At 68.7% G+C, this 26849-nt stretch carries 25 protein-coding genes and 1 tRNA gene; 13 read left to right on the forward strand and 13 right to left on the reverse strand.

Annotated features, from left to right (window positions below; translation table 11 throughout):
* Positions 1-97: 97 nt before the first annotated feature.
* Positions 98-784, reverse strand: coding sequence for an HAD family hydrolase (locus ACTIL2_RS01535; RefSeq protein WP_442335685.1), 687 nt, complete (start codon positions 782-784; stop codon positions 98-100).
* A 28-nt stretch (positions 785-812) separates the two neighbouring features.
* Here ACTIL2_RS01535 and ACTIL2_RS01540 point away from each other — a divergent pair, with 28 nt between their 5' ends.
* Positions 813-1616 (forward strand): thioesterase family protein, encoded by an 804-nt coding sequence (locus tag ACTIL2_RS01540; RefSeq protein ID WP_442335686.1) that lies wholly within the window; start codon positions 813-815, stop codon positions 1614-1616.
* On the opposite strand, the gene ACTIL2_RS01545 is transcribed toward ACTIL2_RS01540, so the two are convergent.
* From ACTIL2_RS01545 to ACTIL2_RS01555, 3 genes are read right to left on the reverse strand one after another with little or no spacing between them, the layout of a single operon-like run.
* Positions 1613-2011 (reverse strand): hypothetical protein, encoded by a 399-nt coding sequence (locus tag ACTIL2_RS01545; protein WP_442335687.1) that lies wholly within the window; start codon positions 2009-2011, stop codon positions 1613-1615. The two genes, ACTIL2_RS01540 and ACTIL2_RS01545, sit on opposite strands and share 4 nt — an antisense overlap.
* Positions 2008-3291 carry a cysteine--1-D-myo-inosityl 2-amino-2-deoxy-alpha-D-glucopyranoside ligase gene (gene mshC, locus ACTIL2_RS01550; RefSeq protein ID WP_442335688.1) on the reverse strand — a complete coding sequence of 428 codons (1284 nt, stop codon included), beginning with the start codon at positions 3289-3291 and terminating at the stop codon, positions 2008-2010. Before mshC ends, ACTIL2_RS01545 begins: the two co-directional genes overlap by 4 nt.
* A gap of 60 nt (positions 3292-3351) precedes the next feature.
* Positions 3352-4179, reverse strand: coding sequence for an undecaprenyl-diphosphate phosphatase (locus ACTIL2_RS01555; protein ID WP_442335773.1), 828 nt, complete (start codon positions 4177-4179; stop codon positions 3352-3354).
* Positions 4180-4327: 148 nt separating this feature from the next.
* Between ACTIL2_RS01555 and ACTIL2_RS01560 the strand changes: the two genes are divergently transcribed.
* Together ACTIL2_RS01560 and ACTIL2_RS01565 are read left to right on the forward strand one after the other, a co-directional pair.
* Positions 4328-5464: a hypothetical protein gene (locus tag ACTIL2_RS01560; protein WP_442335689.1), complete on the forward strand. Its 1137-nt coding sequence runs from the start codon at positions 4328-4330 to the stop codon at positions 5462-5464.
* A gap of 7 nt (positions 5465-5471) precedes the next feature.
* Complete coding sequence (locus ACTIL2_RS01565; protein WP_442335690.1) at positions 5472-6584, forward strand: quinone-dependent dihydroorotate dehydrogenase; 1113 nt, start codon at positions 5472-5474, stop codon at positions 6582-6584.
* Positions 6585-6610: 26 nt separating this feature from the next.
* Here the strand turns inward: ACTIL2_RS01565 and ACTIL2_RS01570 are convergent, their stop codons facing one another.
* On the reverse strand, positions 6611-7168 hold the full coding sequence (locus ACTIL2_RS01570) for a YbhB/YbcL family Raf kinase inhibitor-like protein (RefSeq protein WP_442335691.1): 558 nt from the start codon (positions 7166-7168) through the stop codon (positions 6611-6613).
* Between the two features lie 217 nt (positions 7169-7385).
* Here ACTIL2_RS01570 and ACTIL2_RS01575 point away from each other — a divergent pair.
* The 3 genes from ACTIL2_RS01575 (at position 7386) to ACTIL2_RS01585 (ending at position 8899) form a co-directional block, all read left to right on the forward strand.
* Positions 7386-7471, forward strand: a tRNA-Leu gene (locus ACTIL2_RS01575).
* A 54-nt stretch (positions 7472-7525) separates the two neighbouring features.
* A complete protein-coding gene (locus ACTIL2_RS01580; RefSeq protein ID WP_442335692.1) occupies positions 7526-8218 on the forward strand; it encodes a TVP38/TMEM64 family protein in 693 nt (230 codons plus the stop codon).
* Between the two features lie 24 nt (positions 8219-8242).
* Positions 8243-8899 carry a DNA-binding protein gene (locus ACTIL2_RS01585; RefSeq protein ID WP_442335693.1) on the forward strand — a complete coding sequence of 219 codons (657 nt, stop codon included), beginning with the start codon at positions 8243-8245 and terminating at the stop codon, positions 8897-8899.
* Here ACTIL2_RS01585 and ACTIL2_RS01590 read toward each other — a convergent pair.
* Genes ACTIL2_RS01590 through ACTIL2_RS01600 form a run of 3 tightly spaced genes read right to left on the reverse strand, consistent with a single transcriptional unit; the run spans position 8784 to position 11385 of the window.
* A complete protein-coding gene (locus ACTIL2_RS01590) occupies positions 8784-10079 on the reverse strand; it encodes an SPFH domain-containing protein (RefSeq protein WP_442335694.1) in 1296 nt (431 codons plus the stop codon). The two genes, ACTIL2_RS01585 and ACTIL2_RS01590, sit on opposite strands and share 116 nt — an antisense overlap.
* 3 nt (positions 10080-10082) lie before the next feature.
* Entirely contained in the window at positions 10083-10520 is a 438-nt protein-coding gene (locus ACTIL2_RS01595; RefSeq protein ID WP_442335695.1) for an NfeD family protein, read from the reverse strand.
* A gap of 13 nt (positions 10521-10533) precedes the next feature.
* Complete coding sequence (locus tag ACTIL2_RS01600) at positions 10534-11385, reverse strand: DUF3097 domain-containing protein (RefSeq protein ID WP_442335696.1); 852 nt, start codon at positions 11383-11385, stop codon at positions 10534-10536.
* Between the two features lie 25 nt (positions 11386-11410).
* Between ACTIL2_RS01600 and ACTIL2_RS01605 the strand changes: the two genes are divergently transcribed.
* Positions 11411-12280, forward strand: a complete 870-nt coding sequence (locus ACTIL2_RS01605; protein WP_442335697.1) for a hypothetical protein — start codon at positions 11411-11413, stop codon at positions 12278-12280.
* Positions 12281-12284: 4 nt separating this feature from the next.
* Here the strand turns inward: ACTIL2_RS01605 and ACTIL2_RS01610 are convergent, their stop codons facing one another.
* Together ACTIL2_RS01610 and ACTIL2_RS01615 are read right to left on the reverse strand one after the other, a co-directional pair.
* On the reverse strand, positions 12285-14219 hold the full coding sequence (locus ACTIL2_RS01610) for a DIP1281 family NlpC/P60 protein (protein WP_442335698.1): 1935 nt from the start codon (positions 14217-14219) through the stop codon (positions 12285-12287).
* A gap of 827 nt (positions 14220-15046) precedes the next feature.
* Positions 15047-15532 (reverse strand): Rv1476 family membrane protein, encoded by a 486-nt coding sequence (locus ACTIL2_RS01615; protein WP_442335699.1) that lies wholly within the window; start codon positions 15530-15532, stop codon positions 15047-15049.
* A gap of 349 nt (positions 15533-15881) precedes the next feature.
* Between ACTIL2_RS01615 and acnA the strand changes: the two genes are divergently transcribed.
* From acnA to ACTIL2_RS01640, 5 genes are all read left to right on the forward strand, one after another.
* Positions 15882-18686: an aconitate hydratase AcnA gene (gene acnA / locus ACTIL2_RS01620; RefSeq protein WP_442335700.1), complete on the forward strand. Its 2805-nt coding sequence runs from the start codon at positions 15882-15884 to the stop codon at positions 18684-18686.
* A gap of 90 nt (positions 18687-18776) precedes the next feature.
* Positions 18777-19349, forward strand: a complete 573-nt coding sequence (locus ACTIL2_RS01625; RefSeq protein ID WP_442335701.1) for a helix-turn-helix domain-containing protein — start codon at positions 18777-18779, stop codon at positions 19347-19349.
* A gap of 95 nt (positions 19350-19444) precedes the next feature.
* Positions 19445-19711, forward strand: coding sequence for an ACT domain-containing protein (locus ACTIL2_RS01630; protein ID WP_442335702.1), 267 nt, complete (start codon positions 19445-19447; stop codon positions 19709-19711).
* A gap of 13 nt (positions 19712-19724) precedes the next feature.
* A complete protein-coding gene (locus tag ACTIL2_RS01635) occupies positions 19725-21095 on the forward strand; it encodes a PFL family protein (protein ID WP_442335703.1) in 1371 nt (456 codons plus the stop codon).
* 16 nt (positions 21096-21111) lie between these two features.
* Positions 21112-21879 carry a hypothetical protein gene (locus tag ACTIL2_RS01640; RefSeq protein ID WP_442335704.1) on the forward strand — a complete coding sequence of 256 codons (768 nt, stop codon included), beginning with the start codon at positions 21112-21114 and terminating at the stop codon, positions 21877-21879.
* On the opposite strand, the gene ACTIL2_RS01645 is transcribed toward ACTIL2_RS01640, so the two are convergent.
* Positions 21839-23140 (reverse strand): alpha-hydroxy-acid oxidizing protein, encoded by a 1302-nt coding sequence (locus ACTIL2_RS01645; protein WP_442335705.1) that lies wholly within the window; start codon positions 23138-23140, stop codon positions 21839-21841. The two genes, ACTIL2_RS01640 and ACTIL2_RS01645, sit on opposite strands and share 41 nt — an antisense overlap.
* Positions 23141-23172: 32 nt before the next feature.
* On the reverse strand, positions 23173-24801 hold the full coding sequence (locus ACTIL2_RS01650; protein ID WP_442335706.1) for an ABC-F family ATP-binding cassette domain-containing protein: 1629 nt from the start codon (positions 24799-24801) through the stop codon (positions 23173-23175).
* Between the two features lie 485 nt (positions 24802-25286).
* Here ACTIL2_RS01650 and ACTIL2_RS01655 point away from each other — a divergent pair, with 485 nt between their 5' ends.
* Positions 25287-26411, forward strand: a complete 1125-nt coding sequence (locus tag ACTIL2_RS01655) for a lycopene cyclase family protein (protein ID WP_442335707.1) — start codon at positions 25287-25289, stop codon at positions 26409-26411.
* On the opposite strand, the gene ACTIL2_RS01660 is transcribed toward ACTIL2_RS01655, so the two are convergent.
* A complete protein-coding gene (locus ACTIL2_RS01660; RefSeq protein ID WP_442335708.1) occupies positions 26401-26847 on the reverse strand; it encodes a metal-sulfur cluster assembly factor in 447 nt (148 codons plus the stop codon). The two genes, ACTIL2_RS01655 and ACTIL2_RS01660, sit on opposite strands and share 11 nt — an antisense overlap.
* Between the last annotated feature and the right edge of the window lie 2 nt (positions 26848-26849).

Here is a 26849-nt window from a genome sequence, read left to right on the forward strand (position 1 = left end):
CGCTGGGACAGTTCCTCAAACAGGGAGTCGAAGTTCTTCACGGCACTCATTCTGTCACATCGTGGATTCCGTGGGGTGACCTGGTGCACCTCCGCCGCTACCCCAGGACCGACCAGAAACCACGGAGGTCGTCCAGCCGGAGTCCCCCGAGGTCTGCCTGCCCGCCACGCAGCACCGACACCGGTACCGCCCCCTCGGGCACCACGGTGCCGCCGGCGGGCAGGCCCACCGTCCGGCACCCCGCGGCGACCGCCGCCGACATCCCGTTGGCCGAGTCCTCCAGGACCAGGCAGTCGTCCGGTTCCATGCCCAGGCGCTGCACCGCGGTCAGGTACGGTGTGGGATCAGGTTTGCCGACGATGACCTCGTCGCCGCACACCGAACTGACGAAGAACTCCTCCCCGATGGTCTCCAGTGCCTGGTCCGTCAGGGTGCGGAAGGTGTTGGTGACCACCATCATCGGCACCCCGGCGTCCTGCCCCTCACGCAGGAGTCCGGCGACGCCGGGGCGCAGGTCGAGGCCCTCGGCGAAGAGTGCGGACACCGTGGTGTACAGCCAGGTGATCCACTGTGCGACGTCCTCGTCGCTGACCTCCAGCCCTGCCCATCCCGCCACCAGCCGGACGGTCCCGTCCGCTGTGCCGCCGATGGTCCGCTCCCGGATCTCCGGGGTCAGGTCGCGTCCCATGGCCGTCGCCATCGCGTAGGTGGCCTCGCCCCACCGGTGTTCGGTGTCGACGAGCGTGCCGTCCATGTCCCAGAGAATTGCCTTCACCGGCTCCATGATGCCTGCAGCGATACACTCGCACACTATGACCCCCATCACAGACGCCTATTTCCTCCCCGGACCCGAGCACACCGACGACACCGGACAGCTCTGGTCGACGTTCACCGCGACCGGACACACCGAGAGCCCCTGGGGGCCGGGATTCCAGCACGGGTCTCCCCCGGCCGCCCTGGTCGCCCACGCCCTGGAGCGGGCGGTGCCGGACGGTGGCCGCCTGGTGCGCGTCACCACGGAACTGCTCGGGGCCGTCCCGATCGAGGACCTGACCGTGGCCGCCAGGGTCGTCCGGCCCGGCCGGCGGATATCCCTGTACGAGGTGGTGGTCACCGGCACGTCGGGGCGTGAGGTCGTGCGCGGCAGTGGGTGGTGGGTCCGTTCCGGTGACAGCGCGGCGATCGAGAACCCGGACGTCCCCAGTGCGTCCGTCATGGTGCCGCTCCGGGACGCCGGTTCGCGCTCCTTCTCCGAGATGTGGGGCGGCGGGTACATCGACTCCCTGGAGACGCGTGCCGCCGCAGGACAACTGTGGCTGCGCAGCACGGTGCCCGTGGTCGCCGGTGTTCCGGACACCCCCTGGACCCGGATCATGGGCGTCGCGGACGTCGCCAACGGGACCAACCCTGCCGTGGATCCGGGGGAATGGGGGTTCATGAACACCGACCTGACGGTGTACCTGCACCGGCTGCCCCGCGGTGAATGGACCGGGATCGTCGCCGAGGCCAACTACGGTCCCGACGGCATCGGGCTCACCGTCGGACGACTCCACGACCAGGACGGGCCGGTGGGGACGACCAACCAGGCCCTGATGCTGGAGCAGGTGGGGCGTTAGTCCTCCGTGATCCGGTCCAGGTCCTCGAGGACCTGGACGGCGTCGGCGCCGACCTCCTCGCACAGGACGGTGACCAGGGTGCGGAAGTCCTGGAACTCCTCGTCCTCGTACACGGCGCCGCCGTGCCGGTCACTCAGCGCCTCGAGGGCGTCGTGGGCGGCCATGACCTGCAGGACGACCTCCCCGGTCGGGTCGGCCCGCACCCCGGACACCAGCCGGTGCAGGATCTCGGAGGCCTCGTCGACGGCGCTGGCCGGGAACGGTGGCTCCCAGAACTCCCGGTCCTCCTCCCGCAGGTAGCTCCCGGTGGCCATCGCGGTCAGGTTGTCGGTGAACTCGTGCCGGGCGGCGTCGGTTTCCGCGGCGAAATCGCCGGAATCGCTCGGGTCGGTCACAGTGCCACCCCCAGCAGCGAAGCGCACAGCGTGCGCAGGACGGTGCCGGCGGACGCGGTGGGGTCCGTGGATCCGTCGGCTTCAGTGGGCCGTCCCGCGACCACGTCGCGGCACCAGTCGTCGATGAGACGCAGGACGCGCGGGGTGTCCAGATCATCGGCCAGAGCGGCCCTGACGGCGGCCACCACCGGGTCGGCTGATGACGCCGGCAGTGCACCGGCGGCTCCGGCGGCGTCCCGCCACCGGATCAGGCGCTCCTCACCGCGCGCCAGGACCTCACCGGACCAGTCGCGGTCGTCGCGGTAGTGGCTCTCGTAGAGCCCCAGCCGGATTGCCGCCGGATCGTGGCCGTCCGCCGTCAGCCGGGACACGAAGACCAGGTTGCCCAGCGACTTGCTCATCTTCGTCCCGTCCAGGCCGATCATGCCGGTGTGGACGTAGTGCCCGGCCATCCGGTCGCAGCCGTGGGCGGCCTCGGCGTGGGCGGCGGAGAACTCGTGGTGCGGGAACCGCAGGTCGCTGCCTCCGCCCTGGATCGCGAAGGACGCGCCCAGTCGGTTCGTGGCGATCGCCGAGCATTCCACGTGCCAGCCGGGGCGTCCCGCACCGAAGGGTGATTCCCAGGACGGTTCGCCGTCCCGGTGGGCGCGCCACACCAGCGCGTCCATCGGGTGCCGCTTGCCGGGACGGTCCGGATCGCCGCCACGCTCGGCGAAGAACTCCGCCATGGTGGCACCGTCGTAGCGGGACTCGTAACCGAACTGCTCGGTGAAGGTGTAGTCCACGTAGATGTCGGGGTGGGTGTCGTCGATGCGGTAGGCGGCGCCGACCTCGAGGAGCCGTTCCACCATCCCGATGACCTCGTCGATGGACTCGACGGCGCCGATGTAGTCGCGCGGGGGGATGACCGAGAGGGCCTCCATGTCGCCGCGGAACAGGTCGATCTGGCCGGAGCCCAGGTCACGCCAGTCCACTCCGTCGCGTTCGGCCCGCTCGAACAGCGGATCGTCGACGTCGGTGATGTTCTGGACGTAGTGCACGCCCAATCCGTTGTCGTGCAGCTGGCGCACCACCAGGTCGAAGGTGACGTAGGTGGCGGCGTGGCCGAGGTGGGTGGAGTCGTACGGGGTGATGCCGCAGACGTAGACCCCCACCTCCCCCGAACCGGTCAGGATGTCGGTGCGGACCGGGAGGACACGGTCGGCAGCGGTGTCGTGGAGGGAGAGGGGGACCCCGTCGCCGGGAAGGGCGGGGACCTCAGGGGTGGGCCATGAACGCATGATGCAAGATTCTAGCGTCCCGGCGCCGGACGCATGGCAGGCGGCCCGTCAGGACACCCGTCAGGCGTTGATGGTGCCGGTGGCCAGCAGGATCATCACGATCACACCGACCGGGATACGCCAGGCGGCGAACCAGGCGAAGGAGTGGTTGGCGACGAACTTCAGCAGCCACGCGATGGAGACGTAACCGAGGACGAAGGCGATGGCCGCGCCCACGAACAGTTGGCCGCCGCTCGCGGCCTGACCCGAGGCGGGGTCGAAGGCGTCCGGCAGGCTGAACAGGCCGGACGCCAGTACCGCCGGAATGGCCAGCAGGAAGGAGAACCGCGTGGCGACCTCTCGGTCCAGGTTCAGGAACAGGCCCGCGGAGACCGTCGCCCCCGAACGGGAGACACCCGGGATCAGGGACAGGCACTGCGCGAGACCCATGAGGATCGCGTCCTTCATCGTCAGCCTGTCGTAGTCGCGCTTGTGGGTGCCGACCTTCTCCGCCCAGATGAACACGAAGGAGAACAGGATCAGCACCGCCGCCGTGATCCACAGGTTGCGGAGGTTGTCGCGGATGATGTCCTGGAAGAAGAACCCCACGATTCCCACCGGGATCGTGCCGGCGATGACCATCCACCCCATGCGGTAGTCGAGGTTGTCCCGCTTGCTCCTGTCGAAAACCCCGGCGAACCACGCCGTGAGGATCATCCAGATGTCCTTGGCGAAGAACACCAGGACGGCGAGCTCGGTGCCCAACTGGATCACGGCGGTGAAGGACGCACCTGCGTCCTCTCCCCAGACCAGCTGGGAGACGATGCGCATGTGCCCGGAGGAGGAGACCGGGAGGAACTCGGTGAGTCCCTGGACGATGGAGAGGATGATCGTCTGCATCCAGCCCATGTCCGTCGTGGTTACGATGTCCGCCGAGTCTGCGGCGGCATTTACGGAGAGTCCCATGGATGCAGAGGGTACCTCCCCCGGGGGGACAATGCGCAGCGGTGGCCCTCGGCGTGTGGCCGGGGGCGCGCCGTGTAGTAGCGTGATGGCCGTGAGTAGCCTGCTGACAGCCGTAACGACAAGCCCGGGCGTCCGGAAGGTGGCCCTCGCCACTGTCGCCCTTCCGACGGTGGCGTTCCTGGCACTCGCCGGGTGCGCCGAGGACGTCTACTCCCCGGAGGACGGCGACGACGGCGAGGAGGTCGTGGGGGTGGCCGCGGAGCCGTCGGCGTCCCCCGGCGCCGGGGAGGCCACCGGAAACGTGGCCGGAGGAGAACAGGTGCTCGGCCTGGTGCGCGCGGGTCTGGGCAGCGGGGACGGGGACAGTGACGACTCCCCTGTCCCGGTCGCCGCCCTGGAGCAGGGTCGGCTGAGCATCGGCCCACTGGAGGACGTCGCCTCGGGGGACGCACGCAGCGTGGAGGTCGACGATGACTGCACCACCGTCACCGGCGCCGTCGACGGTGTGGTGCTCGGCTGCGGTGACACCGTGCGCGTCATGGACGCATCGGGTGGGGAGGTCAGGACCGTCGACGCCCCCGGTGAGGTGACCTCCGCCGCCATGTCGCCGGAGGGTGACATCGCGTTGACCGTGGCCGACTCGGACAAGGTCCACTGGTTCGACAGCGAGGGCAGCGAGCAGTCGTCCGAGAGCATGACCGCGACAGCCAGCGGGATGCACCTGGTCGGCAACACCCGCAACGCCGACGGGGACGGCGACCCGCAGTGGCGGGCCGCCCTGGTCGACGCCGAGCAGTCGAGCCTGACCGACATCGACATCACCGACCAGAGCCGTGTGGCCGCACTGCGGGCCGGACAGGGTGTGGGCACGGTGTCCGCGGGGATGGAACCGGACTCCGTGCTGGTCGCCTCCGACACCAGACAGGACCAGGCGCTGGTCTACACCGTCACCGACGTTATCCGGCACACCCAGGCGGTGCCCACGGGCCCCGGCCCATGGGCGGTGCTGTGGGATTCGTCACGCGAGGTGATGTGGGTGTCCACCACCGGGGACAACCGGCTCACCGGGTACGACCTGTCCTCCGGTACGCCCGAGGCCATCGGGGACGTTCCCACGGCCGCGGATGTCCGCCACGTCATCGACGACGGTTCAGGGGACCTCCTGCTGGTCACCGAGGACGGCTCCCGGGAACTGATCACCTCAGACGACCTGCCGAGAAAGGGCTAGAGAACCCATGACCGAGTCAGCCTTCCGTTCCCTGCGGGGCCGCGTGTACGACGCCTCCGTCAAGGTCATGTTCCGGCTGCGGCCGGAGCGCATCCACGGACTGATGTCCTCGGCCCTGGTGGCTGCGGCGGGTTCGGCGACCGCACGGTCGGCCCTCCGCCGGACTCTGGTGGTTGATGACCGGGTCCTCTCGCAGACGGTGGGGGGCCTGACGTTCCCCCGGCCACTGGGACTCGCTGCCGGTTTCGACAAGAACGCCACCGAGGTCGACATCTGGGGGCCCCTGGGGTTCGGCTACTCCGAGGTCGGGACGGTGACCGCCGTCCGCCAGCCCGGTAACCCCACCCCACGGTTGTTCCGGCTCCCCGCCGACAAGGCCCTGCTGAACCGGATGGGGTTCAACAACGACGGTGCGCAGGCCGCGGCGCAGCGGCTCGCCGACCGCACCGGGTCCGAGCCGGTGGGGGTGAACCTCGGCAAGACCAAGAGGACTGTGCCGGAGCGTGCGGCGGCGGACTACTTCGAGTCCGCGCGGGCGGTGGACGGGGTCGCCGACTACCTGGTGATCAACGTCTCCTCCCCCAACACACCCGGGCTCCGGGACCTGCAGGCGGTCGAGAGCCTGCGTCCGATCGTGGAGGCCGTCCGGTCGGCGAGCGACCGTCCGTTGTTCGTGAAGATCGCCCCGGACCTGTCGGACGCTGACGTTGACGCGGTCACGGACCTGGCCATCGGGCTGGGGCTGACCGGTCTCATCGCGACGAACACGACGGTCAGCCGGGCGGATCTCGAAACCCCGGCGGACGTGGTCCGCGACCTTGGGGCCGGAGGCGTATCAGGCGCCCCCGTGGCGGGGCGTTCCCTGGAGGTCCTGCGGCGGATCCGGGGCCGTGCCGGTGAGCAGCTGGTGCTCATCGGCGTCGGCGGGATCACCACCCCGCAGCAGGCGTGGGAGCGCATCGGTGCCGGTGCCACCCTGCTGCAGGGCTACACCGGTCTCATCTACGGCGGCCCGGACTGGATCCGGGACATCCACCTGGGGCTGGCGGCACAGGTGCGGCGCCACGGTCTGGACTCGCTGTCCGCGGCCGTGGGTGCGAAACTGCCCTGGCTGGGCTGATCGCTCCCCTCTCCCCGGTGTGCCGTCTAGTTCTCCGCCCACCCCCAGAGAAGTGCCCGGGCGGAGGCCCGGAAGTTGAGGTTGAACCCGAGGATGGTGGGGGTGGAGCGGTCGTCGATGTCCAGCATCTCCGGAACCGCGTGGACGGCGAAGATGTAACGGTGTGGACCGTGGCCCGCGGGTGGCTCGGCCCCGCGGTACCCGCGGCTCCCGGAGTCCCCGCGCAGGGCCACCGCGCCCTCCGGCAGCCCGGCGAGTTCCGCGTCCCCGATCCCGGCGTCGAGTGAGGTCACCGACGCCGGGATGTTGAACACCGCCCAGTGCCAGTAGCCGGACGTGGTCGGGGCGTCCGGGTCGTAGCAGGAGACGGTGAAGGACTCCGTGCCCTCCGGGGCGCCGGACCACGACAGCTGCGGGGAGGTGTCGGACCCTCCCAGCTGTGCCGCCGGGAGGCGGTCCCCGTCGGAGAAGTCCTCGCTGGTCAGACTGAAGGCGGGGAGATCCGTCAGCGGGGCGTACGGGTCGGGTCCGGGGAACCGGTCGTCGATGTACGTGGGCTGATGGAGGCGGTTGGATTCACTCATGGCACCAGTATGCCGAAGGCGTCGTGTCCCTGCAGAAACAAACTATGTATGTATATCGATAGCCTCCGGCTGCCGGACGGCGGTGCCGGGCGGTGCGGTGAAAAGGGTGCCCGTCCTGCGCATTTGTCTCAGTGGAACCGGCACGTTACAGTTACCGTCAGTGCAACGGACACCGGCCTGTTCAATGGGTCGAACCGTGTTCGTTTACCGCATCCATGTCCGGGTGGCGGAATGGCAGACGCGCTAGCTTGAGGTGCTAGTGTCCTATTAACGGACGTGGGGGTTCAAGTCCCCCTCCGGACACAATACGGAGACCCACTGACGGTGGGTCTCCTTTTCTATGTCAGGAGGCCACCGGTGGGCACCAGGTCCGGGCACGGGGCACGGTCGCTGGTCGCCTCACTGCTCTACCTGCTCGGGCTCGCTGCGTTGGTGGTCGCGATCATCGCTGCAGTGGTGGTGCTGCCCACCCCGGAGCTGGCGACGATCAGGGACAGCATCGAGGACGCCGGGGCGTGGGCACCCGTCGCGTATCTCGTGCTGATGGTCACCACCACCCTGCTCCCCTTCCCCCGCACCGTGTGGACGGTGGCCGCCGGAGTGATCTTCGGCCCGGTCCTGGGGTCGGTGCTGGCCCTGGCGGGCATGGCGCTGTCCGCACTGCTGTCGATGGTGCTGGTCCGCTGGATCGGTGGTCCGGCCGTGCGGCGGGCGGAGCGCAATCCCAGGGTCCGTGGGGTCCAGGAGCTTCTGGAGCAGCGTGGATGGGTGTGCGTGCTGGCCCTGCGCATGATCCCGGTCATTCCCTTCGCCCCGTTGAACTACGCGTGCGGGCTCAGCCGGGTTCCGTTCCTCCCCTGCCTCCTGGCCTCCGTCGCCGGCTCCGCCCCACTCACCGTGGTCGCCGTCCTCGCCGCCGACGCCGTGGTCTCCGATTCGGACCCCATCGTCCTGGTCATCGGCGTCGTGGTCGCGGGAGCAGGTCTCCTCCTTGTGGCGCGGGAGGCGGTCCACGTCCGCGCCATCCTCCGGGTCAAGCCCTCACCGTAGACGGAGGCGCGTATGCTGGATGGCATGTACGCCGTCCACGCCACTTACCGCGGAAACTCCCGACGACGGGCCGACTACGTCCGTCAGGTCGCCGACGCACTGGGGTCGGCCCCCGACGTCGTCGCCGTCCGGGTACTGGGGGCCGAGGACTTCACCGCCCTCGCCCGGGACGCGGACAGTGCCACCGGAGTCGTCCTGAACCTCATCCAGGCGGGGGACTTCGCCGTGGGCATCGGCGCCCTGGCCGGCGGCGTCGAGGACACCGGGACCAGCGCGGACACCGGGGAATCAGCGGTGGTCGAGCAGCTCATCGGCGCCGCGGGCCGGGCGGCCGAGGGCAACCGTCGGGCGGGCCAGGTCCAGGCCAGGGTGGAACTCCCGGGACCGGGCGGCGTCCAGTCGCCGGGACACGGGGCGGACGTCTCCGCGGACATCGCCGCCGCCTTCACCCTGGTGGCCCATGTGCTCAACCGGCGTACCGCCGAAGGGCGGGAAGCAACGGCGCTGATGCGGCAGGGCCACCTGCAGAGTGAGGCGGCGGAGATGGTGGGGATATCGAAGCAGGCTATGTCTCAGCGTCTGGCTGCTGCGGGTTGGCAGGCTGAGCAGGCGGGTTGGCAGCTGACTGTCCATATGCTGGCCAGGACGGAGTCTCTTCCTCCGACTCTGAACCATCGGTGACCTCCGCGGTCGCCGCCGATGACCCGGTGGCTGCCGACGAGTCCGTGGGGGTCTGGGGGGTCAGGGGCGCATCATCCGGCTGCTCGTCGACCGATTTGTTCGCCACGGCGTTGGCCTCGGCGACGGCTTTGGCGATCTCCGGGGCGGACTCGGTGCTGAACCAGTCCTCCGACGTGGTCTCGTTGGCGAGGTCACGGAAGGAGTCGTCGGCCGGGGTGGGCTCGTAACGGAACGTGCCGTCGTCGTCCTTGTTGGCGAAGGCCTTCGCGAACTGCTCCAGGGAATCGCCGAACTGCATCGGCAGCATCCACACCTTGTTCGCGTCGCCCTGCGCCATCTCCGGGAGCTTCTCGAGGTACTGGTAGGACAGCACCTCGGGGGTGACCTCGGAGGACTTGATCGCGGCAGTGACCTTCTGGATGGCCTTCGCCTGGCCCTGGGCCTCCAGGTAGGTGGCGGCCCGATCACCTTCGGCCCGCAGCATGCGGGCCTGCCGGTCGGCTTCGGCCGAGAGGATCTGGGCGTGCTTGTCACCCTCGGCGCCGAGGATACGGGCCTGCTTCTCACCTTCGGCGGTCTTGATGTCGGACTCCCGCTGGCCCTCGGCAGTGAGGATCATCGCCCGCTTCTCGCGGTCGGCCTTCATCTGCATCTCCATGGACTGCTGGATCGAGGGCGGCGGATCGATCGCCTTGAGCTCGACACGGCTTATCCGCAAACCCCACTTGCTCGTCGCCGCGTCCAACTCACCACGGAGACGGCGGTTGATCACGTCGCGGGAGGTCAGAGTCTCCTCCAGGGTCATACCGCCGACCACGTCACGCAGGGTGGCCACGGAGATCTGCTCCACGCCGATGATGTAGTCCATGACGCCGTAGATCGCCCGGGCGGCGTCGTTGACCTGGAAGGTCACCACGATGTCGATGGCCACGGTCAGGTTGTCCTTGGTGATGACCGCCTGGGGAGGGAAGGACACCACCTGTTCACGGGTGTCCACCCGGTCGCGGACCCGGTCGACGAACGGGATCATGATGGTCAATCCTCCCGACACCGTCCTGGTGTACCGGCCCAGCCGTTCGATCACGGCCGCCTCGCCCTGCGGGATCAGCGCCACCGCCTTGAAGAGGGCGACGGCGATCAGCACGAGGACGACTATGAGCAGAATACTCACTGCCTCCATGGGTCAGAGTCCTTTCCACACCACAGCGGTGGTGCCGTCGATGGAGACGACCTGCACACGGTCTCCTTCGTTGAATGATGTCCCGGGGTGCGCCGCCCGGGCGGACCAGATGTCCCCGTCGATGGAGACCTGTCCGGTGGCGTCGTCCGAGGAGACGGGCGAGATGACGTCTGCGCCGCGCCCCTCGAGCTCCTTGGGGGTGAACTCGCGGACCTCGCCCTGCACGATGAAACGGCGCCGCAGTACCGGACGAACCAGCAGCAGCGTGGCGACCGAGGACACACCGAACACGCCCACTTCGGCCCAGACCGGGATATCCGCGAGGGACACCCCGGCGGTGACGAGTGCGGCGCCACCGAGCATGAGCAGGGTGAAGTCCATGACGAGGAATTCACCCACCGCGAGAACAGCCGCGGCAATCAGCCAGATAATCGCACCCATGTGCGCAAGGGTATCAGTTGAGGCCAGGCTCCGTTACGAAGTCGACCAGCCGCTCAACCGCCCCGATCAGCGTGGAATCCAGGTCACGGAAGGTTTTCACCCGGGAGTAGACGTGACGCCATCCGTCCGTGGGGCTGCCCCAGCCGAGCCGCTGGCAGACCCCCGTCTTCCAGTCCTCCCCGTAGGGGACGGTGGGCCATTCACGGATCCCCACGGTGGCCGGCTTCACCGCCTCCCAGATGTCGATGTAGGGGTGCCCGGTGACCATGACGTGCGGACCGAGACCCTGTGTCAGACGGGTCTCCTTCGACCCCTCCACCAGGTGGTCCGCCAGCACCCCGACCCGTTTCCCCGGACCGGGGCGGAACTCGGCGAGCATGTCGGGGAGGTTGTCGAGGCCCTCGATGAACTCGACCACCACTCCCTCGACGCGCAGGTCGTGTCCCCAGACCTGTTCGACGATCGCCGCGTCGTGCAGTCCCTCCACCCAGATCCTGGAGGGGGCGGCGACCTTGGCGCGGACATCGGCGACGCGGCGGGAACCGGAGTTCGACCGCTGCTGCTGCGGCGATGCGGACGGGGCAACGTACCTGGTCAGTGTGACGGAACGTCCGTCAATGAGGAAACCCCCGGGACGGAGTTTGAAGAGCCGGTCGCGGCCGTGCCTGTCCTCGAGCCGCACGAAGTCGCCGTCGTAGGTGCGTTCGAACCCGGTGACCGACCCCACCCAGCCGTCGTCGGCGACCTCGACGACGGTGCCGGGTTCCGCAGGCACCTCCGGCGCCGCAGGACGTGCCGTCGCATTCCGTGCGCTGCGTCCCGAACCCCCGAGAATGTCCTTGCCGTACCTGTCGTTGAAGCCCATGGCCGTCAACTCTAGGCTAGGACGGATGACACCCCGAAACCCCGCCGACGCCGCCGGCACCACCGGTGCCGTCCGTGGAACCCCCCTGCGCGAACAGCTGTGGTCACCGGTCCAGAACACGACGGTATGGCTCGGGTGGTGGCTGCACGGGCTGATGTCCACCGACGACGTGATCGACGCCTTCCACGATGTCCAGGGCCCCGCGCACGGGCTGGTGGTCGATGAGCGGTCGGGTGACCCCTTCGGTGGCCGGTTCACCGGTCGTCACACCTCACTGGTCGACGTCCTGCACGCTGTCCGGGACATCACGCGGGACGCGCCGGTGGGCCTGGCCGAGCGGCCACTGGTGAGCCTGGTCCTGGCCGGCCCGGGTGATCCCCCGGCACTGCCCGCCGGCACCCGGGGCGCCGCGGCGGTGACGACGGCCGGCGCGGGAATCGCCGTGGCCGACGCAGACCCCGGGGTGTGCCACGTCCTGGTCCCCCACCTCGTGGACACCTCCCTGGTCCAGTGGGTGTGGTACCGGTGCGAAGGGCGTCCCCCCGCCGGTGTCTTCTACGGAACCGGCGACGCAGACACCCGGTTACGTGAGGCGACCGAGGACGCCGCGGGGATCATCGACAGTGCCCCGGGACGCAGCGTCCGGCACGCCGGGCCGCGTCTGGCGGTCGGGACCCTCGCGGACTACTTCGGGCTCCCCGGTCTACCGGTCGGGGTGTCCCCCAGGTCCGTGAAACTGATGGCCCGGGCGGACGTCGTCTCGTCGATCATCGAGGTGACGCGGGAGTCGGAGGTCGGGGCGGGGCTCGACCCGCAGCTCCTCCCCCTGTCCTCGGCGGTGCGTACCGCCAGAATCACCGCAGTCGATCACGCGATGCGTGAACTCCTGCGGTGAACGGTCACTCGATCATTCGGACGGCCATCGGCTCGATGCCGTCCCACCGGACCTCGGAGACCTTCACGACGTCGCCGGAGTTCGGGGCCTCGAGCATGGTGCCGTCGCCGAGGTAGAGGGCGACGTGCTGACTGCCGCCGGGACCCCAGAAGAGCATGTCTCCGCGCTCGGCGTCGCCGACCGGGACCTGGGTTCCGGAGGTGTACTGGTAGCCCGAGTACTTCTCCAGCTCGACACCGACCGCGGCGAAGGCGTAGACCATCAGGCCCGAGCAGTCGAACCCTTCCTTGGCGTAGTCGCCGTGGGTGTCGGCGACGCCGCCGTCCCGGACGCCCAGCGTCGGCCCGTCCGCGTTGCCGCCACCCCAGGCGTAGGTCACGCCGAGCTGCTCCATGCCTCGGTCGATGACCCGTTCAATCTGTTCCTCGCGGGAACCCGAGGAGTCCGGGGCCGCCGGGGAGCTGCCGCCGGGCGCCGAGGGCACCGAGCCGCCCTCGGAGGAGGGATCCGGCGCCTCCGGCGTATCCGGATTCTCCGCGGTCTCCTCCGGCAGGTTGCCGTAGGCCCCGGACGCCGACTCGCGGGCGGCGTTGACGGCTGCTTCGCCGGCACCGTCGGGGTTTCCCTCGATGTGTGAGTTGATGCCCGCGAACGCGGCCGCGCCGGCGGCGCCGACGAGACCGTCGATCGCGGCCTGGCGGCGCGCGTCGCCCTCGCTGCTTCCGTCGAAGCTGGACGGGACCTCGGAGAGCTCGGCGCTGCCGTCAGCGGACGGTTCCTCCGGGAGCGCTTCGTCGCCCTCCGGCTGAGCCTCGCCCTCCGGCTGAACCTCTCCCTCGGCGGCGGTTTCGCCTTCGACGGGAGCCTCGCCCTCGGTGGCGGCTTCGCTTTCGGCGGGAACCTCTGCCTCGGTGGTGGTTTCGCCTTCGGCGGGAACCTCTGCCTCGGTGGTGGCTTCGCCTTCGGCGGGACCCTCGGCAGTCTCCTGGGGGGCCTCCGAGAGATCCTGAGCCACGGGTGCCTCGGCCGGCGCCTCCTCAGTCGGTGCGTCGGTCTCCGGTGCTTCGGCTTCCGGGGTCTCGGGCCCGAGGTCCTCGGTCTTGAACTCGGCACGGTCGGCTGCGGCCTCTGCTGCCCGGCGCTTGTCGAACGAACTGGCACCCGCATTCGAGGACACGGTGTCGACCGCACGCTTGGCGGCGGCCAGCCGTGCTTCGGAGGTGGAGAGTTCGTCGCGGAGACCCTCGAGCTCGCCGGACTTCTCCGAGATGGCACTCTGGGCGTCCGTGTACGCCTGTTCCGCTGCAGTATGGGCATCCCGTGCGGCCGTGACGAGGCCGTCGGCCTCGTCCCTGGACTCGCGCAGCGAGGACTCCTCGTTGGCTGTCTGTGTGCGGATCAGGTCCAGACGGTCGATCTCGGACTGCTGCTTCTCGCTCGCCATCCTGATGTAGGTGGAACGGTCGAGGGTGTCGGCGGCGATGTCGTCGCCCGCCGCCAGGGCGATGGGCGCGGCGTCGCCGCCCTGGGTGTAGGCGGATCGGGCGATTTCGTCGAGTTCGCCCTGGGCGTCCTCGACGTCTGTCTGCGACGTATCCAGGCGGCCCCGCGCGTCGGTGACGCTGTCCTGGGCCTCCTGGGCCTCGCGCTGGCTCCTGTCGACGTCCACACGTGCCTTGTTGACGGACTCGCGGAGTCCGCCGAGTTCGTTCTCCATGGACGCGACGGCGCCTTCGGCGGAGGACACCTCGCCGATGAGGTCGGCGAGGAATGCCTCGGCGGTCTCGTCGGAGGAGTCCGGGGACGGGCGGTCAGGGTCGGCGACGGCGGTGGTGGCGTGGACGGCCAGTCCAGCGGCCACCGCAAAAGACAGCAGTGCCCGAGTGGACCGGACGGTCGACCTGCGGGTCGTCCCACGGGCTTTCAGTCGAAGTGCCACGGTTGGTCTCTCCTCGTGGATGGCGTACCGGGGTCATCTTGGTCAAGTCGTCAACCATGACCCTCCGGGGTACGGCTCCTGTTCACCACGCTTCCCCGCGTGGTGGTCCAGGGCCCGGACCCGGCGTCCGACGGGCCGGTTGTTCACCGCCGGAGTGTCACGGTCTGGTCTCGAACCGGGGATGTCATTGCGTCTGCGGTGCTGTCACTGCAGTCACTTTGATACCGGATCGTTACCAATTGACGACATGTGAACCGTAAGCCACTCACACCGCATGCGAAACCTGCATCTCTCTAATCACATAAGAAACACCAGGAACATCAGTCACGCTGTTTGCCTTGACCTGCAATTCTCCGCGCGCACACCCTAAGTGTGAGGTTCATCACACCTGGTGGCAGATCGGCGTGTCAGTTTGCACGTACCCGCCCGGCCGTACTCAAAGTTTTAACCTTGACTTGAGGTGAGGAAAGGTTCAAGGCTTGACGATTGCCGGACGGACAATTGGAAACGAGTGGTGCGTGCTGGCGCGTGTCAGCACGGACGCTCGTCGCCGTCGCGCGCTATCGGGGGCGGTCAAGGGCGGGAGCCATCACGTTTCGGACGAAACGCTGGCAGCGAAAAGCGGAATCCGTGACGGAACCCGCCCCCGCCCCTGGTCCCGTGTCCCTGGGGTGCCGTGGTCCGGGTGTCAGTCCCGGGTGAGCGGGCACGCTGGCGGCTGGGGTGAACCGTGGCAAGGCCGTGCCGTTGATACGGCGGCAGTTGTGCCGGGACAGTTGGCTCCGTGCTGGGCCCGTGAGAACGGGAATGTGCAGTCAGTACCGCCGTCAGCGGCGCCGGTGCGTCACCACGGCGAAGCCGGCGGCGACGACGACCGTGAGCAGAACCCCCACCAGGATCAGGACGTTGAGGATCCCGAAGTCCGGTTCCGCCGCGGACGAGCTGTCGAGGAAGGTGCTGATGTCCCCTGGGGCGGTCGACCCGTGGAGCTCGGTCTGGCTCGACTCGATCTGGTAGCGCGACAGGCTGTCGCTGACGACCTGGGTGTTGTGGGGCGCGCGGACGATCACTGTCTCGGCCCCGCTGTCGTCCTTCACGGTCTGCGCCAGGTTGCGCAGACCGGTGCCCTCGGCCGCGTCCCCGCCGAGGATGACGATGTTCAGTGTCTCGTCGGTCCCCGACCCCGTCCCCACCAGATCCCGGTAGTCGGCGACATCGTCCTGGCTCAGGCGCGAGCCGGCCTGCGACACCGACAGTCCGGAGGTGTCGATCTCGTTCAGTACGGCCCCGATATCGAGGTTCTCGAAATCCACACGCTCCCCGTTCCGGTGTCTCAACGGCCGCGTCCGCTGCCGTTTTGGTTATCTGACTGTATAGATTTCTACCATCCCCACCGTGCGAACGGGGGTGTTGACACGCCATCCGCAGCGTACCGGCCCCGGGTTCTCCTGCGGTTATGTAGCATTACGGTCGTACTGTTATAGTGTTGATGACGGAATCCGCGACGGCTGCTGCAACAATGGTGACAGCCCGCAACGGTGCCAATCTTTTCAGGTGCCGGGACCAGGTCCCGACGAGGCCCGAGGTCCACGTGGCGGGATGACGTCGGACGAACGTCACACAACTGACGATGATAACGAGAAGAGATTCAGGAGCACTGACGTGACTGAAAGCAATAACTCCTTCGGAGCCAAGGGGACTCTCGAGGTCGGTGACCGGTCCTACACGATGTACCGCCTCAGCGCAGTCCCGGGCATGGAGAAGCTGCCCTACTCGCTGAAGGTCCTGGGTGAGAACCTCCTCCGCAACGAGGACGGCGCCAACATCACCCCGGAGCACATCGAGGCCGTCGCCAACTGGGACCCCTCAGCTGACCCGAGCATCGAGATCCAGTTCACGCCCGCCCGCGTGGTCATGCAGGACTTCACGGGTGTGGCCTGTGTGGTCGACCTCGCCACCATCCGCGACGCTGTCGTGGCCATGGGCGGCGAGGCTGACGACGTCAACCCGCTGAACCCCGCCGAGCTGGTCATCGACCACTCGGTCATCATCGAGGCGTTCGGTGACGCCAGTGCCCTCGAGAAGAACGTCGAGATCGAGTACCAGCGCAACGAGGAGCGTTACAAGCTCCTGCGCTGGGCCACCGGCGCCTTCGACAACTTCCGCGTGGTTCCCCCCGGAACCGGCATTGTCCACCAGGTCAACATCGAGTACCTGGCGCGCTCCGTCTTCGACAAGGACGGCATCGCCTACCCCGACACCTGTGTCGGCACCGACTCCCACACCACGATGGAGAACGGCCTGGGCATCCTGGGCTGGGGCGTCGGCGGCATCGAGGCCGAGGCCGCGATGCTCGGCCAGCCGATCTCCATGCTGATCCCCCGCGTCGTCGGCTTCAAGCTCGGCGGTGAGATCCCGGTGGGCGTGACCGCCACCGACGTGGTGCTCACCATCACCGACATCCTGCGCCAGCACGGCGTGGTCGGCAAGTTCGTCGAGTTCTACGGCCAGGGTGTCGCCGAGCTCCCGCTCGCCAACCGCGCCACCATCGGCAACATGTCCCCCGAGTTCGGCTCCACCGCCGCGATGTTCCCCATCGACCAGGAGACCGTCAACTACCTGCGTCTGACCGGCCGCGACGAGGAGACCCTCGCGCGCGTCGAGTCCTACGCCAAGGAGCAGGGCATGTGGCTCGACGAGAACACCGTCGAGCCGGTGTACTCCGAGTACCTCGAGCTGGACCTGTCCACCGTGGTCCCCTCGATCGCGGGCCCGAAGCGTCCCCAGGACCGCATCGAGCTGTCCGACTCCAAGAACCAGTTCCGCAAGGACCTGCACAACTACGCCGACAGCAACTCCGGCAGCTCGCAGGCCCAGGACTTCGTCGCCGAGGGCGGCAACGTCGGGGGCCACACCGGCAACCCGGCCACCGCCGCGGACGCCAAGGGCAACCTGCCGTCGGCGGCCGCGGGCAACGACGGTCGCCCGTCCAACCCGATCGAGATCAACTACAAGGGCCAGGACATGGTCCTCGACCACGGCATGGTCGGCATCGCGTCGATCACCTCCTGCACCAACACCTCGAACCCCTCCGTCATGGTCGGCGCCGGCCTGCTGGCCCGCAAGGCTGCGGAGCTGGGTCTGCATTCCGCACCGTGGGTCAAGACCTCCATCGCCCCCGGCTCCCAGGTCGTCACCGGCTACTTCGAGAAGGCCGACCTGTGGAAGGACCTCGAGGCCATGGGCTTCTACCTCGTGGGTTACGGCTGCACCACCTGCATCGGTAACTCCGGTCCGCTGCCGGAGGAGATCTCCCAGGGCATCAACGACGCCGACCTGGCCGCCACCGCGGTCCTGTCCGGCAACCGTAACTTCGAGGGCCGCATCTCCCCCGACATCAAGATGAACTACCTGGCGTCCCCGATCCTGGTCATCGCCTACGCGATCGCCGGAACCATGGACTTCGACTTCGAGACCCAGCCGCTCGGCCAGGACAAGGACGGCAACGACGTCTTCCTCAAGGACGTCTGGCCCTCCACCGAGGAGATCCAGTCGGTCATCGACTCCTCCATCACCCGTGAGCTGTACTCCGACGACTACGCGGACGTCTTCAAGGGTGACGAGCGCTGGCAGTCCCTGCCCGTGCCCGAGGGCAAGACCTTCGACTGGGACGACAACTCGTCCTACATCCGCAAGGCCCCGTACTTCGACGGCATGGACACCGTTCCCGGCCCGGTGGGTGACGTCAGCGGCGCCCGCGTTCTGGCGCTGCTGGGGGACTCGGTCACCACCGACCACATCTCCCCCGCGTCCTCCATCAAGCCCGGCACCCCCGCCGCCCAGTACCTGGATTCCAAGGGCGTCGAGCGCAAGGACTACAACTCCCTGGGCGCCCGCCGCGGCAACCACGAGGTCATGGTCCGCGGAACGTTCGCGAACATCCGCCTGCAGAACCAGCTGCTCGACGGCGTGACCGGCGGCTACACCCGCGACTTCACCCAGGAGGGTGGACCGCAGTCCTTCATCTACGACGCCTCGGTCAACTACGAGAAGGAAGGTACCCCCCTCGTCGTGCTCGGCGGCAAGGAGTACGGCACCGGTTCCTCCCGTGACTGGGCGGCGAAGGGCACCCTGCTGCTCGGAGTGAAGGCCGTCATCGCGGAGAGCTTCGAGCGCATCCACCGTTCCAACCTGGTTGGCATGGGTGTTGTCCCGCTGCAGTACCCGGACGGCGAGTCCTGGCAGTCCCTGGGCCTCGACGGCACCGAGACCTTCGACCTGGCCGGCATCGAGGCGCTGAACGACGGCACCACCCCGGAGACGGTGCACGTCACCGCCACCAAGGAGGACGGTTCGGTCATCGAGTTCGACGCGGTCACCCGCATCGACACCCCCGGTGAGGCCGAGTACTACCGCAACGGCGGCATCCTGCCGTTCGTCCTGCGCAGCATGATGAAGAACTCCTAGTCGCGACAGCGACGTCCGGAGTTTTCCTCCCCCGCCCGCCCGCGGTCCCCGTTGGGCGGGCGGACCCGTACACGGAAAGGGGCAGTCGCCATGCCGAAGGTCAGTGAGACCGACCTTTCCGAGCGGCGGACCGACATCCTCCAGGGTGCCCGCGGGTGTTTCGTGACCCACGGCTACGACGGTGCCACCGTCTCCCGGCTGGAACGCGAGACCGGCAAGTCCAGGGGCGCGATCTTCCACCACTTCCGCAACAAGGAGACGCTCTTCCGGGAGGTCGCCCACCGTGACATGCTCCGGATGACCCAGCTCGCCGGTGAGCAGGGGATGATCGGTCTGATCCGGTACCTGCTGGAGGACCCCGAGCTGGCGGAGTGGTGGGGGCTGCGGGTGGAGATATCCCGCAGGATCCGTCACGACGCGCAGCTGCGCGAGACCTGGGATCTCGACCAGCAGACCCTCCGCAAGGCGGTCACCGCACGCCTGGAGGAACAGCGGGATTCCGGGCGCCTGCGCACCGACATCTCCACGGAGACCACGCTGCAACTGCTGGAGCTCGTCCTGGAGGGTGTGATGGCGCATCTGGCGTCCGACCGCGACGACGCCCTGCTCCCCGAGGCGCTCGATCTCGTCGAGCAGTCGCTGCGGCGTCCCGACGGGGCGTGACCCCGCCGCCCGGCACGACCGGCACCCACCGTCCCCTCCCGATGCGGAAGGGCCGGTGGGTGCCGGCGATTGTGCAGGACGATAGCATTGGGCACATGATCGCGATCATGACCGTCACCGGACGGGACCACACCGGAATCATCGCCGCGGTATCCACCGCGTGCGCTGACCTGGACATCAACATCCGCAATGTCTCCCAGACCATCATGGACGACTGGTTCACCATGATCCTGCACGTCGAACTGCCGGATGACCTGTCGGTGACCGACGTCAACGCCCGGATGGCGGACGTCGAGGAGCGGGAGAAGCTCGTCATCACCATCCAGTCGCAGGCGATCTTCGACGCCATGCACGAGATCTGAGGCGGGCTTCCACGTGACTGCTTTCCTCCCCTCGGCATCCATCCTCGAGACCATCGAGATGATCCAGCGCTACCGCCTGGACATCCGCACGGTCACCATGGGTATCAACCTGCTCCCCTGCGTCCGTGCCACCCCCGAGGCCACCTGCGCGGCCATCTACGACCTGGTGACCGCACGTGCGGAGCACCTCGTCCCGGTCTGCGCCGGTATCGAGGAGGAGCTGGGTATCCCGATCGTCAACAAGCGGATCTCGGTGACCCCGGTGTCGCTGGTGTCCTCCGCGGTCCCGGGCTGTGATCCGGTGGACATCGCACGCGCCCTGGACAGGGCCGCCTCGGCCGTCGGGGTGAACTTCATCGGCGGGTACTCCGCCCTGGTGGAGAAGGGCGGCAGCGAGGGGGACAAACGGCTGATCCGCTCGATCCCCGAGGCACTGAGCGAGACCGACGTGGTCTGCTCCTCGGTGAACATCGCGTCCTCACGTGCCGGGATCAACATGAACGCCGTCCGGGAGATGGGCCAGGTCGTCAAGGACTGTGCCGCGGCCACCGGCGACCGCGGCTCGATCGCCTGCGCGAAGCTGGTCGTCTTCGCCAACTCCGTCGGCGACAACCCGTTCATGGCGGGTGCGTTCCACGGTGTCGAGGAACCGGACTGTGTGATCAGCGTCGGTGTCTCCGGGCCCGGCGTGGTCGACCGTGCCGTCGCCGCACTGGGTGATGACGCATCACTCAACGAGATCGCCGAGGAGATAAAACGCGCCGCCTTCAAGGTCACACGCACCGGGCAGCTGGTCGGCACGATGGCCGCCGAGCGCCTGGGCGTCCCCTTCGGGATCGTCGACCTGTCGCTGGCGCCGACCGCCGAGATCGGTGACTCGGTCGCGGACATCCTGGAGCACATGGGCCTGGAGCAGGTCGGTGCGCACGGGACGACCGCCGCATTGGCACTGCTCAACGACGCGGTGAAGAAGGGTGGGATGATGGCGTGCTCGCGCGTCGGCGGGTTGTCCGGCTCCTTCATCCCGGTGTCCGAGGACGCGGGGATGATCGCCGCGGTCCGGGCGGGGAACCTGACCCTGGAGAAGCTCGAGGCGATGACGGCGATCTGCTCGGTCGGCCTGGACATGGTCGCCATCCCCGGCGATACCCCGGCCGCCTCCATCGCGGGGATGATCGCCGACGAGGCCGCGATCGGGGTGATGAACCACAAGACCACCGCGGTGCGGGTGATCCCCGCCGTCGGCTGCGGTGTCGGCGACGACGTGGACTTCGGGGGTCTGCTCGGGCACGCCCCGGTCATGCCGGTGAGCGCGGTCGGCAGCACCGGGTTCATCAGCCGCGGCGGTTACATCCCCGCCCCTGTCCACGGGTTCCGCAACTAGGGCCGGCGGGACGACCATGATCTTCACCCACGCGCGCAGCTCGCTGACCATCGACGACCCCGCCGGCCTGGTCGAGTCCGGCTACCGCGGGGGCCGCTTCGCCTCCCCGTGCGAGCTTCCGCGGGACGATGCGGACGTGACCGGCGCCCTGGAGGCCCACGGAACGGTCCCGGTGTCGGGCGTCCGGTGGCTCGGACTCGCCACCCCGCAGCTGGTGCTGGCGGGCGTTGCGGCGGTGCTCGTGGTCGGTGGACTGATCCTCACCGGAATCAGCGACACACCGGGCCTGGTCGCCGGGGTGGTCCTGACGGTCATCGGGGCGGCGATCGTGGCGCTCACGGTCACCTCCGCGCGGGGCCGGCGCAGACGGATGATCGCCCTCGCGGCCGCCTGGCGCAATGGCTGGCTGAGGTTCGCCCCGGCCGAGGTCGGCGCGGTGTGGATCGACAGGGTGGTCAAGCACGGGCGCAAGGACTCCCGCGGGGCGAACCAGGACAGCCGGTACTGGTACCGGGCCGAGGTCCGGGTCCACCCCACGGACGGGACGCCGGAGTTCACGTTCACGAGCCGCGCGTTCCAGGCTCTCTCGGACGATGACGGCGTGCCCCGCGACCTGCGGACCTCCCCGAACCCGGTGGACGCCTTCGAACCGGAGTACGCTAACGGATGGACCATCGTGCGCTACGTCGCCGGTGAGCAGGAGGACACGGCCACGGTGACCACCAACCTGTCGGAGGGCCAGATCAGGGCCGCTCTTGCAGCTGCAGGTCACGCAGCCCCCTGATGTCGGCGACCCCGGTCAGCGCCATGGTGAGCTCCAGTTCCCCCCGGATGTTGGAGATCACGTCCTCCACACCCCGCTGACCGTCCACGGCGAGACCGTACATGTGCGGACGCCCGATGAGCACGCCGTCCGCCCCGAGGGCGATCGCGACGGCGACGTCGCGTCCCGTCCGGACACCAGAGTCCAGCAGGACGGTGGCGTCGGGCCCGACCCGGTCGCGGATGGACACCAGGGCGTCCAGGGAGGCGATCGAGCCGTCGACCTGGCGGCCGCCGTGGTTGGAGACGACGATGGCGTCCGCCCCCACGGCGAAGGCCCTCTCCGCATCATCGGGGTGCAGGATGCCCTTGAGGACGACCGGCAGGCTGGTCCTGTCCTTCAGGGTGGCGAGCATGTCCCAGTCCAGTCCCGGGTTGGAGTAGATGTCGAGGAAGGTCTCGACCGCGGCCCGTGGCTCCGGGCTCACGAGGTTGCGCAGGGCTCGGCCGGGGTGGTTCCGGACGATCGAGAGCAGGGACGCGACCGCGGCCGGGGTGATGCGCACATCACCTGTGCCTCCGGCGGTGCCGCCGCTGATCCGTTCGCGGACGATGTCGAGGAAGCGTGGGTCGGAGGTGTACTGGGCGATCCCCTGCCCACGGGAGAACGGCAGTGACCCGAGGTTGAGGTCCTGCGGGCGCCAGCCCAGCACCGTGGTGTCCAGGGTGACGACCAGGGCCCCTGCCCCGCTGGCTTCGGCACGGGCGATCAGGCTGTCCACGAGCTGTTCATCGGTTGACCAGTACAACTGGAACCAGTGTCCAGCATTATCACTTGACTTTCGGACCTCGCCGGCGATGTCCTCGAGTGGTGAACTCCCCTGGTTGCTGATCACGTACGGGGTGCCGGTCCGGCCTGCGGCGCGGCCGATGAGAAGGTCACTGCCGGGGTGGACCAGGGCACCCGCGCCGACGGGGGCGAGAAGAAGCGGCGATGGGAGGTCCTGGCCGAACAGGGTTGTCGTCAGGTCGCGGTCCTTGATTCCGTGCGCCATGCGCGGAACGATCCGGTAGCGGTCGAAGGCCTCGCGGTTGTTGTCGGTGGTGCGCCCCTCCCCTGCGCCGCCGGCGATGTAGGCCCGGGCCTTGCGCGACATCGAGCGTTTCGCCGCCTTCTCGAGACCCGCGGCATCCGTCGGTACCCGGGGCCTGATGCCGGCCACCCCCGCCCGGTAGATGATGTTCTGCCGGGCGCGCCCGGCTCCGCTCGTCGGAGTATCCATACGGCAGAAGTGTATCGGGGTGCGCCGGCCGGTTACGCCAGTTCCACGATCTCCATGTACTCGTCGCCCCACATGTCCTCGTCGCCGTCGGGCAGGACGATGACCCGCTCCGGCTCCAGGGCTCTGACGGCGCCCGGGTCGTGCGTGACCAGGACGACGGCGCCGGTGTAGGTGCGCAGGGCGTTGAGCACCTGCTCGCGGGACTGCGGGTCGAGGTTGTTCGTCGGCTCGTCCAGCAGCAGCACATTCGCCCGCGAACTCACCAGCGTGGCCAGGGCCAGGCGGGTCTTCTCACCGCCGGACAGTGTGCCGGCCGGCTGGTCCAGCTGATCACCGGAGAACATGAAGGCACCGAGCAGGCCACGCAGGTCCTGCTCGCCTGCCTCGGGGCAGGCCTGGATCGCATTGGTCCACACCGACGCGTCCGGGTCGATGGTGTCGTGCTCCTGGGCGAAGTAGCCGATCTTCAGGCCGTACCCGGAGACGATGCCGCCCTCGCCGTCGGTGCGTTCGACCCCGGCCAACAGCTTCAGCAGCGTGGTCTTACCGGCGCCGTTGTAGCCCAGTACGACCACCCGGGAGCCCTTGTCGATGGCCAGGTCCACCCCGGCGAAGACCTCCAGTGACCCGTACATCTTGGTCAGGCCCGTGGCGTTGAGCGGCGTTTTGCCGCAGGCGGCCGGCTCGGGGAAGGAGATGTGGGCGTACTTGTCCTCCTGGCGCACCTCGTCGAGGTTGTCGACCATCCGGTCTGCGCGGGCCAGCATCTGCTTGGCTGCAGCGGCCTTGTTCGCTTTCGCACCGAACTTGGCGGCCTGCTCACGCAGCGCACCGGCCTTCTTCTCGGCGTTGGCCTTCTCGCGGCGGCGGCGGGCCTCGTCATTGGAACGGGCGTCGAGGTACTTCTTCCACGTCATGTTGTAGACGTCCGCCTCGCCGCGTACGGCGTCGAGGAACCAGACCTTGTTGACGACGTCGGCGAGCAGCTCGACATCGTGGGAGATCATGACCAGGCCGCCCTCGTGGCGCTGCAGGAAGCCGCGCAGCCAGTTGATCGAGTCGGCGTCCAGGTGGTTCGTCGGCTCGTCCAGGAGCAACGTCGTCGCGGAACGTCCGGAGCCGGCGGTGGCGGCGAACAGGATCTGCGCCAGTTCCACACGGCGTCGCTGGCCACCGGAGAGTGTCCTGAGTTGCTGGTCGAGGATGCGCTGCGGCAGGCCGAGTCCGTCACAGATGCGGGCGGCCTCGGAGTCCGCCTCGTAGCCGCCGAGGGCACTGTAGCGCTCCTCCAGGCGGCTGTACTTGATGATGGCGGCGTCCCGCTGGGCGTCGTTGCCGACCTCCATCAGTTCCTGCTGGCGGTCCATCGAGGAACGCAGCTGGTCGAGGCCACGGGCGGAGAGGACGCGGTCACGGGCGGTCTGCTCGATGTCCCCCTCCTTGGAGTCCTGGGGAAGGTAGCCGATCTCCCCCGCGGTGGTCACGCTGCCGCCGTAGGGCTCGCCCTCCCCGGCGAGGACCCGCATCGTGGTGGTCTTGCCCGCACCATTGCGGCCGACCAGTCCGATGCGGTCGCCGGGCTGGACGCGCAAGTGCTGGCCGGGGGCGTTGAGGAGGGTACGGGCCCCCACGCGCACCTCGAGATCCTGGGTAACAATCACAACGGATCACCTTAACACCGATGCCCCCGATCCCGGACACCGCGGTAGTGCAGCCGGGCCGAACAGTCGTGGGGGTGGGCGTCGCGCTCTCCTTCTCCCCCCGAGGGGAGAGAGCCGCGTCGGTCCTCAAGCGAGGTCCGGGGACGTCCCACCCGCCACTTCCGCCCGGCACCGGAGCGTGATTTCTCCCCCGACTCCGAGATGTGTCCGGTCGGCACTGCCTGCTGGACGAGTATGAATATATCCGCCCCGACCTCCCCGAGGAGGGTGTTTGTTGAACACTGGTCACCGCCGGGACGGTAGTGGGGGTGGTTTCGGCGGCAATGCTAACCATCACCGTGGCCCTGCACGCGGAAGACGGGCACGTCACCCCTGCGTAATGGGCAACAGTCAGTGGAGTCTGCCGCGATGGCTCCCGGGGGTAGACCGGGAACCCCGGTGGTGCCGGGTAGCGTAGGACGCGAACAGTCGACCGGAGGAGGACCATGCACATCGCGGTCGTCGGGCTCGGACCCGCGGGAGCCGTGCTGGCCCACCGGGCGGTCCGCAGGGGGTGGACCGTGGACGGCTACGATCCGGCGTGCGCCGATGACGGAGCCGAACTGCCGCACTGGCGCAGCACCTACGGCGTGCGGCTCGCGGACCTCCCCGGATGGGCCCGGGAGGCGATGAGCTTCACGGAGGTCTCCCCCGACCTCTCCGTGCACACCCCGCACCACCGGACGCTGGACAACTGGGATTACGCGATGATCGACCGTGACCGGACCAGGCACACCCTGGCCCGGGGCATCAGCCTGCACCGCACGAGGGTGGACGACCTGTCCCCCGTCCCCCTCGGCGCGGACGTCGTCGTGGACTGCCGCGGGGTGGTCGACCGGCCCGGGGTCATCAGGCAGGTGGCCTACGGTGTCGTCGTGCCCCGCGACGCCGCGGCGTCGGCGGGCGTCGGCGGGCCGGAGTTCATGGACTGGCGCCCGTCCCCGGACGCGGTCCCGGGGCCGCCGAGCTTCCTGTACGTCCAACCCGTCGACGGGGGTCTGCTGCTGGAGGAGACGGTGCTGGCGACGCGGGAACCGACCCGCGGGCTTCTCGGTGTGCTGGAGGCGCGTCTCCACGCCCGCTTCCCGCACACCGATCTGCGGTCGGTGGCGACCGACACCGAGACCGTCCATTTCCCGGTCGACCGGCGACGCCGCGGCTGGTACGCCGGGGTGTCGGACGGGGTGGCCGTTTTCGGGGCGACGGGCGGGCTCACCCACCCGGCCACCGGGTACTCGGTCGCGGCAGCTGCGGCGTCCGCCGACAGGATGCTCGACCTGCTGGAGCACGGGCCCCTCCCCCGTGCCGAGCGGCTCTCCGCCGCGGCGGCATTCCACCTGCGCCGGTTCGGCGCGGAATTGATCGTGCAGGCGGACCAGGGCGTCCTGGTCCGTTTCTTCGACGCCTTCTTCAGCCTCCCCCGGGGACTGCAGAGCGGCTACCTCGCCGGCCAGGGCGGGGGCAGGGTGGCGTTGACGATGGTGTCACTCGCGGTGTTCCCGTCCCGCGTCCTGCCCTTCCTGCGCAGCATCCCCGCCGCACTCCGGGCGATGCGGGGTGCTACACGCTGAAGCCGAGGTACCGGAGCTGCTCCCGGCCGTCCTCGTTGATCATGTGCGGTCCCCACGGCGGGGACCACACCCAGTTGATCCGCAGCGCCGAGATCTGCTCGATGCCGCCGACCACCGCACCGTGGGACTGGTCCTCCAGCATGTCGGTCAGCGGACAGGCCGGCGAGGTCAGCGTCATGTTGATCACGGCCTCGGTGCCGACGTCGGTGTGCTCGACCCAGACCTGGTAGACCAGGCCCAGGTCAACGACGTTGATGCCGAGCTCCGGGTCGATGACGTCGAGCAACGCCTCCTCGACCTGGTCGGAGAGCATCACGTCCTCCTGCGAGATCTCCTTGGGAGGCTCGGGGACGGCGTCCAGGGGGTTCGGATCCATCTCCGGGGCGGTCGGCTCGGCAGCGGCCGTGGGGTCGGTTGTCTCTGTCGTGTCGCTCATGG

The sequence above is a fragment of the Corynebacterium sp. genome, from assembly GCF_052107835.1.
Lineage (GTDB): Bacteria > Actinomycetota > Actinomycetes > Mycobacteriales > Mycobacteriaceae > Corynebacterium.